The sequence below is a fragment of the Bacteroides sp. 1_1_30 genome (genome assembly GCF_020982715.1).
Taxonomy (GTDB): domain Bacteria; phylum Bacteroidota; class Bacteroidia; order Bacteroidales; family Bacteroidaceae; genus Bacteroides; species Bacteroides xylanisolvens.
On sequence record NZ_JAJKHN010000010.1, the window covers coordinates 84,258 to 92,485 of the forward strand.

The 8,228-nt window shown below is 40.6% G+C and carries 5 protein-coding genes; 1 reads left to right on the top strand and 4 read right to left on the bottom strand.

What is annotated here, in order from left to right:
* Positions 1–151 precede the first annotated feature (151 nt).
* Positions 152–2,368 carry a patatin-like phospholipase family protein gene (locus LPH68_RS04205; protein ID WP_008021830.1) on the top strand — a complete coding sequence of 739 codons (2,217 nt, stop codon included), beginning with the start codon at positions 152–154 and terminating at the stop codon, positions 2,366–2,368.
* A 397-nt stretch (positions 2,369–2,765) separates the two neighbouring features.
* Here LPH68_RS04205 and LPH68_RS04210 read toward each other — a convergent pair whose 3' ends face one another.
* The 4 genes from LPH68_RS04210 to LPH68_RS04225 all read right to left on the bottom strand — a co-directional run bounded on the left by LPH68_RS04210 (position 2,766) and on the right by LPH68_RS04225 (position 7,618).
* The gene (locus tag LPH68_RS04210) at positions 2,766–4,229 is read right to left on the bottom strand and encodes a carboxypeptidase-like regulatory domain-containing protein (RefSeq protein ID WP_118408096.1); all 1,464 of its coding nucleotides are present in this window, start codon (positions 4,227–4,229) and stop codon (positions 2,766–2,768) included.
* Positions 4,230–4,276: 47 nt separating this feature from the next.
* Positions 4,277–5,494: a YjbH domain-containing protein gene (locus LPH68_RS04215; protein WP_141409108.1), complete on the bottom strand. Its 1,218-nt coding sequence runs from the start codon at positions 5,492–5,494 to the stop codon at positions 4,277–4,279.
* 6 nt (positions 5,495–5,500) lie between these two features.
* A complete protein-coding gene (locus tag LPH68_RS04220) occupies positions 5,501–6,250 on the bottom strand; it encodes a YjbH domain-containing protein (protein WP_004325599.1) in 750 nt (249 codons plus the stop codon).
* Between the two features lie 414 nt (positions 6,251–6,664).
* Complete coding sequence (locus tag LPH68_RS04225; protein WP_141409107.1) at positions 6,665–7,618, bottom strand: tyrosine-type DNA invertase cluster 3b; 954 nt, start codon at positions 7,616–7,618, stop codon at positions 6,665–6,667.
* Between the last annotated feature and the right edge of the window lie 610 nt (positions 7,619–8,228).

Genomic DNA, 8,228 nt, shown 5'->3' on the forward strand with positions numbered 1-8,228 from the left:
TTTGCAGAAAGTGTGGAAATTCACTGTATGGTGTAGAAAAAATCCACATTTCCGACTTTTGGAACATTTTTTTTAGTTCCTATTTCAACAACTAAACAAATTATGCTCTACATTTGTATTATATTAAACATCAACACTAGACCACATCCTAATGAAAAAACAAATCTTTTCAACATTAGTTTTATCAATTGGCATCTTATTGCCTTTTTCTTTGCATTCTCAAGAGCAAAGGAAAAAGGTAGGTGTCGTTCTAAGCGGTGGCGGTGCCAAAGGAATGGCACACATCAAAGCACTGAAAGTAATTGAGGAAGCCGGAATTCCTATTGACTATATAGCCGGCACCAGTATGGGAGCTATCGTAGGTGGTCTGTATGCCATCGGTTATACTACGGAACAATTGGACAGCATGGTACGAAAACAAGATTGGACATTCCTGTTGAGCGACCGTATCAAACGAAGTGCCATGTCATTGACTGATCGTGAGCGGTCTGAAAAATATACAGTCTCTATCCCTTTCACCAAAACTCCCAAGGATGCTGCTGCCGGAGGACTCATGAAAGGGCAAAATCTGGCTAACCTATTTTCAGATCTCACTGTGGGGTATCATGACTCCATCGACTTCAATAAACTTCCCATTCCTTTTGCTTGTGTGGCAGCCAATGTTGTCAATGGAGAGCAAATTGTATTCCATGACGGAATACTCTCAACCGCTATGCGTGCCAGTATGGCTATTCCGGGTGTATTCACTCCGGTACGGCAAGACAGCATGGTATTAGTGGACGGCGGCATTGTAAACAACTATCCGGCAGATGTTGTGAAAGCCATGGGAGCCGATATTATTATCGGAGTAGACGTGCAGAATGCTTTGAAGAAGGCTGACAAGCTCAACAGCGTCCCCGATATTCTGGGACAGATTGTAGACATCACCTGCCAGTCTAACCACGAAAAGAATGTAGACCTCACAGACACTTATATCCGTGTCAATGTGGAGGGATATTCATCTGCCAGTTTTACCCCGGCAGCCATCGACACTCTGATGCGAAGAGGCGAAGAAGCGGCTAAAGAACAATGGAATTCGTTGCTTGCCTTGAAAAAGAAGATAGGAATAGCCGAAGATTATACTCCGAAGCAACATGGCCCTTATTCTTCTCTTTCCAATGCACGCACAGTTTATGTGACGGACATCTCATTTTCCGGTGTAGAGGTGGATGATAAAAAATGGCTGATGAAGAAATGTAATCTGAAAGAAAACAGTGACATTACCACTCAACAAATAGAACAGGCCTTGTATCAATTACGTGGCAGCCAATCCTATTCCAGTGCCAGCTATACATTGAAAGAGACTCCTGAAGGTTATCACCTCAACTTCCTGTTGCAGGAAAAATACGAAAGAAGAATCAATCTGGGCATCCGTTTCGATTCGGAAGAAATCGCGTCTTTGTTGGTGAATGCAACGGCAGACCTCAAAACTCATATTCCTTCCCGCCTGGCTCTTACCGGTCGATTGGGTAAACGATATGCTGCCCGCATAGACTATACGCTAGAACCGATGCAGCAACGTAATTTCAACTTCTCGTATATGTTCCAATACAACGATATCAACATTTACGAGGAAGGTGACCGTGCCTATAATACAACGTATAAATATCATCTGGCAGAATTCGGTTTCTCCGATGTATGGTACAAGAATTTCCGCTTCGGACTCGGTCTGCGTTTTGAATACTACAAGTACAAAGATTTCCTGTTCAAGAAACCTGAAATCTCCGATCTGAAAGTGGAATCGGAACATTTTCTAAGTTATTTTGCCCAAGTGCAATATAATACATACGATAAAGGACGCTTCCCTTCTAAAGGAAGTGACTTCAGAGCTGCCTATTCGCTTTATACGGATAACATGGCACAATACAACGACCATGCTCCATTTTCAGCATTGAATGCTTCGTGGGCAAGTGTCATCCCTGTGACCCGCCGTTTCTCCGTCATTCCTTCCATTTATGGACGTATCCTGATCGGAAGAGATTTTCCTTATCCGCTGCAAAATGCCATTGGCGGTGACGTACCCGGTTTCTATATTCCACAGCAATTACCATTTGCCGGGGTCACCAATCTGGAATTGATGGATAACACCATCATGATTGCGTCTATTAAGTTCAGACAACGTATGGGAGCCATTCATTATCTCACGCTGACGGGTAACTACGGGCTAACGGATAGTAATTTCTTCGATATATTGAAAGGCAAGCAATTATTCGGTGTTAGTGCAGGTTATGGAATGGACAGCATCTTCGGACCATTGGAAATATCGTTGGGATACTCCAATCAGACGGACAAAGGAAGTTGTTTTGTGAATTTAGGGTATTACTTCTAGTCAAATCTAGTCAAAAAGAATATAATAACACTCCAAGGAAGACAGATTTTAGCAATACTACTTCGCGTAATACAATATTTTCAAAAAGCAAAAGAGGAGACCGCTTCACAGTGATCTCCTCCCTCTATACTCTATATGAACATGCCCCAAAGGGTTTATTAAAAAAGGAACATATTCAAAAGGGTTTTATTAAAAATATTACATATCGATTCAATGAATCGTTTCAAATCATATCAACGATCTTCACAGACAGTTGATATTCAGGGAAATGTGCATCAAAATAAAATCTGATGCGTGGCCCCGATTAGGTAAAGATGTACCTCTGTACTTTTTCCTAATCGGCTAAGGCAGGGATTCAATGCTACAAACGAATCCAAGCCCCTTACTATAAAACATCTTAAATACTACCACCCTTACCGCCGCTATGTGTCGGATTATAAGTAACCGTCTTATATTGATGATCCGTTCCGGTATAACGAGTTGCTGTAATCGAAACCGTCTTGTTTTGACCATTAAACTTTACATTAGCCGTCAATGTGGTAGTACGAGCTTTTGCATAGCAAGTATAACTCATAGTGGTGTATCCGTTTACATTTACAGTGTTATAAACACGTTCAGTTTCCGTAATGCCAGATACCGATCCCATTAATGAGAACATACGAGTTTTCATGAAAGCAACCATTGCATTCACCGTTTTTGTATCTTCAGCACTAGCACCAGCTCCTAATTGCGATTTTACTTCAGCAACAAGAGCAGCATCATTCTTATCATAGTCCCAACCAGACTTTTCCTTATATTTCAATTCAATGCCAGTCACCGCTTTAGCATTCTCGCTATTATCACGACTAGCTTGTCCTAGAATATTAGTTGTCACAGTTTCATTACTAATCTTGCTGTATACTTTATTCTCTATAGCATAAGCAGAGAAGTGATCGACATCGGCTGTATATGCAGTGACAGCTCCATTTTCTGTAGTAGAAGATATATTTTTAATTACATTTCCCTTATTATCTTTTGCATCTCCCCATTCTCCTGTATCTGGATTCTGATAAGTAAGTATCATATCAGCATCAGCGAATGTTATTCCAGGGATAGGGTTAGGAATAGAAATCGTAACCTTTTTTGTAAATTTCAACCCAGACGGTTCAAATTTAGCAGCAGCTAAAGGTATGCTTTTAGCTACATCTTGATTCACGTCCTCAGCCTTCACTTCAGTAGTCACTTCTTCTGGAGCAGGAACAAAGGTTGTTACACTGATGTCTACTTTACCATCTTTAACAATTTCTGCATTGTCTCCTGTTGCCTCAATTGCACCTGCCGGTATTGCCAATTCGACTTTCACGAGTGGTTTATCCTCTACCACTTCTTCCGGAGCAACTTCTCCCGGCTCTTCAATTGCCAGATTCGATTCACTCTTATCCTCTACCTTAGTTTCTTCTGCTGCCGTTATCGACACAGTCTCTTTCGGACTCTCCTTTGTCAAAGCCAAAGCTACCGTTACCACACTACGATTCTCCGCATTGTCTGCAATGACAACTGACGTTTTTTGTGAAAGATATCCATTAGAAGACGCTTCAATACTATAAGTACCTGTAGCACTTTCTGTAACAGAGAACTTACCATTCGAGTCGGTTGTGTAATTTTTACTACCCACTTTTACCTTTACCCCATTCATTGCTGTTCCTCCGGAAGTCACCGTACCCATAATGTAATACTCCACTACCGGTTTTGGAGTTTCAATTACTTCCCCTTCTGCCGGTTTCGGATCGTCATCATCATCGTGACAGGCTACTGTCGCAAAAGTTAACATACCCAAGGCTATTGCCATGGCACCCACATAAAACCATTTTACACTTTTCATAATGTTTCAAATTTGTTAAAAATACTAGTTAAAATATCAATCATGTTTCACTTCTCACTCGTTTTAATCAAATAATATCGAATATAATCCGGCTGCCAGAAATGTGAATTCTCTGCCGACTTAGGTTCAACACTATAACTTTCGCCCAACGAACGATGGGCATATTCATTTCCGCTACGCATATCATACTGAAAAGCAAAATATTCGGGAAGCATTACCTGTAGCAGATGTCGCCTGCGTTTCTTTCCCGGTAATGGAATAGAAAAGTTGAATCCTGCATTCGTTGCTCCATTTGTATACATACCATATATACCTACAATATATTCGCCGAAGTAGCGTGAAAGAGTTCCGCGTACTCCATAATCGCCATAAATAAAGCGATCTCCTTCTACTTTCACCAAGGTATTCACTTCCGGAATATAATATCCTACACTAATTTGTCCATTGACTCTTTTCCATTGACTCATTTTCCATTCGCTACCATAGAAATGAGCAGAGCCGGTTATTCCTCCTCCACCTTCTACCGTCCACCGACCATTTGCTGAAAAATAGCCGATGCCTGCTGCAAGTCCTTGACGGTCATTCGAGAAACTACCGCCTGTGAGGTATCCTTTCCAATGATTAGCCAAGCGAAAATCCTGACGAAAAGTCATGTATCCCAGGCGAACGCAGTTCCACTTGCCATCTTCATTACTTACAATAGGCAAAGAAACCTGCATCCGTAGCGAGGCGCCTTTCCATAATTGCATTTCCACGGCAGGTTGCAACTCGAGAGCCGCTTTATACAACTTATAAGTTACATTATTGACTAACATCACGTTGGGATATACTACCAAATCGACCTTACCGAAAGAACTTTCTTTTCGTTTTACGCCTTTCAGCTGCCGTACAGCAGTTTCGGTAGAAGTAGTTATCCCCATCTTACGATACACTTCATCCAACGCACATTCACCGGACTGATATTTTTGAATCAATTCTGCAGGGATGGTTATGCATAATTGTGGTAAGGCATTATCTAATATAAGTAGCTGCAAAGTCGGTATTTCCGGTATAATAACCAAATGGCGTATGGCAATACCGATTCCATTATAAATACCTCTATAAGCAGAGGTCTCAAAAGCCGCAGTTATCGTGTCCCTTTTCTCCACAACTGAAATATTCTCCATATCCAACTCTTTCAGTGTCTCACTCACACGAACAGGCTGTGCCTGTAACAAAGAAATACCACAGAGAAAAACAGCGGTCACACTAACAATCCTTTTCATCTTCTTTTAATGCATTAATGTACATTCATACCGCAGACCGGCGGAAACACATGTAAATTCACGAGTAAACACATTGACGGACAAATGCTTCCAAAAGCGCATGGCAGCACCCATATTCCATCCACGCGTATCATATTCCACCATCAACTTCAATTCTTTGCAAAAAGAAGGCGTATAGCGGACACCTCCGAAAGGTCCTTTATTAAATACACGACAATCACCTTGATGAATATACCATCCGGCCGTTACAGCCAATTGGTCTCCCGAACGAAACCCGATAGTCTTTGTCAACACACCATAATAAGCTCCCCAATACGGAGTCTTCTTCTCCGTCAAAAGATCATCTCCACCAATCACAACAGCTGGGAAATAGCGACTTTCTTTTAGCGGACGAATACGAATCGTATTAGAACGGTCCTGATTATGATAACCCGTTCTGCCTGTACCGGTTGTCATTTTGAGTAATGTCATCCGGTAAGTGAATTCGATAAAAGAGAAAAGAGTCATATCTACAAAATAGTTCATGGTAGGAAAACTGAAAACCGATGGAGTAACTTGCTCGGGCAAGAAATTGACTCCTCCCATAAATGTACCGGTCTCCTGCATTTCAGCGGTAGGTATCATCAACTGCCCCGTTGTTCCCATGGAATATTGCGCGTGAACCAGACCGCTCATCGGAATGAGTATCAGAAATAGAATACTACCTTTTAACGAAATAAATGGCTTATTCCTAAAAGCCGCTTTAGTTTGTTTCATCTTTATTTGTATGTTATACTTTTAAATAGAGATATTCTCAAAACTTTTTTGATTAATCCACTATTTTTACCTTATATAATTCTGTTACTTCTTAGGTAACAGTAAACACACAACCAAGACCAATCGGAATGAGAATAGAGAAAAACATCGACAATTACAGTAATAGAAGAGTTTTTGCCTTTGGCGAAGGGGAAAATTCTTTTTAAGACAGGACATATAAATCATAGGGCATGAAGATATGATTATTTCATGTTCGGATTTTTTTTTGCCGTATGCATCAGATAAAACGAAAAAAAATGGGGGAATATTTGTTTGCTATTTATATTTTTGTATATCTTTGCGTCACATTTGATTCCGTTACCTAAGAAGTAACAGATACATTTAAATACTGATTATTAAAGTTTTGCCTATCTATTACCTACTTACATTGTAATTTCTAACGTAAGATAAATTCTTTCTATTTACTTCTGTGCGTTCTCTTAATCCAAAGCCTTTCAGATATATTTGTGTGGTTTTAATAGATTTGTGTCCCAACGATTCACTAATCATTTCAATCGGAACTCCGCGATACTTAGCAGTAGTGGCCCAAGAATGTCGGAAGGTATATGAAGTGACGGGCGAATTCAAGCGCAACACTCTCGCCAAATCCTTCAAAGAATTATTAAAACGACGAAGAGCAGACTGATATTCTTTATATGCTTTTTCATCTTTCCGCTTCTTATCACCATGCAGAATATCGAATAAATAGTCGGGACAATCAGGAAGAGCAGTTTTATTGCTTCGAAGCTGATTCATCATCTCTTTTGCACTTTCCAGAATTTCCAGGCTTATAGGTGTTTTAGTCTTGATACGGTTATATTGAAGCACATTCCGGTCTAAAGCCGATTTCTCCAAATGCGCCAAATCCGCAAATGACATTCCACAAAACTGAAACATCAGAGCTGCAATCGTCTGCGTACGACGCAAACGTTCGGATTTCGGGTCCTCATACAGTAGTTTGTGCAATTCGGTCACAGGCAATGCTTTCTTTTGCCGGATATCCACGCCTGTATAGACATCATGAAACAACCGGGGAACATAAGGGGCACTTCCCGCTTCTACTCCCCGATTATAGATACTACGTAACATACGCATATAAGTAGAAACCGTATTGAGTTTTAACCCGGACTCGTAAAGATGCTGTCCATAGCATCGTAAACATTCCCGGGTGACTTGCCTGAACGATATGTTACCTGTTCCACAAAACTTACTAAAAGAAAAAAGAGCATTCTTATAAACATGAGCGGTAGAATATCGCCCTTCTTTTCGCAAACGCTCAATGTACGCTCCGGCACATTGGCTAAATCCATTTTTATTCATTTTTTGCATCACTAGTTATTTTAGATTATACAATATATAGAGAAAGAACAAAAGTAAGCTACTTTATGATTGCAGCTATTATAAAAAAAGAAAAGTAAAAGAAAACCTTCACTCGCGTGGAAGTTATTCTTTTACTTTCCTATAACGTTCTGAATTTATTCACCATATAGGCCGCAGAAGTGAATCTTATTCATGTCTGCACTGTTTTCACCACAGAGTACACAGAGGGCACAGAGGTGAATCTGTTTTATGACTTACGGTTGTGACCCTAATTTTGATGCGTAATCCTCCTACTATAAAGTTGAAAAAACATGAAAACATCTGCCACCTGCAACCAAACGCGTGTAATGCACTAGTTGATAAATAGTTGGAGCGTTGCAGATACCTGCGGCAGATAGGTTGCAGATAAAGTATCTGCCACACAGTATAAACCTTACATAAGCCAATTCTCTAGGAGGGCAAAAGTTTATTGTATACATTAACTTCCCGTTTCCAGGCGGGGAACTCTCGTTTCCGGCATTAGAAATTACAGTTTCCACGGCAGGAAACGAGAGTTTCTAAGGCGGGACACTACAGTTTCTACGTAAGGATACTGTCGTTTCCCCGTAGAGACACCACC

Bases quoted from the DNA above. Each gene is read 5' to 3' on its own strand.
- LPH68_RS04220 (WP_004325599.1), bottom strand. From the start codon at position 6,250: ATGAAACAAACTAAAGCGGCTTTTAGGAATAAGCCATTTATTTCGTTA.
- LPH68_RS04215 (WP_141409108.1), bottom strand. From the start codon at position 5,494: ATGAAAAGGATTGTTAGTGTGACCGCTGTTTTTCTCTGTGGTATTTCT.
- LPH68_RS04210 (WP_118408096.1), bottom strand. From the start codon at position 4,229: ATGAAAAGTGTAAAATGGTTTTATGTGGGTGCCATGGCAATAGCCTTG.
- LPH68_RS04225 (WP_141409107.1), bottom strand. From the start codon at position 7,618: ATGCAAAAAATGAATAAAAATGGATTTAGCCAATGTGCCGGAGCGTAC.
- LPH68_RS04205 (WP_008021830.1), top strand. From the start codon at position 152: ATGAAAAAACAAATCTTTTCAACATTAGTTTTATCAATTGGCATCTTA.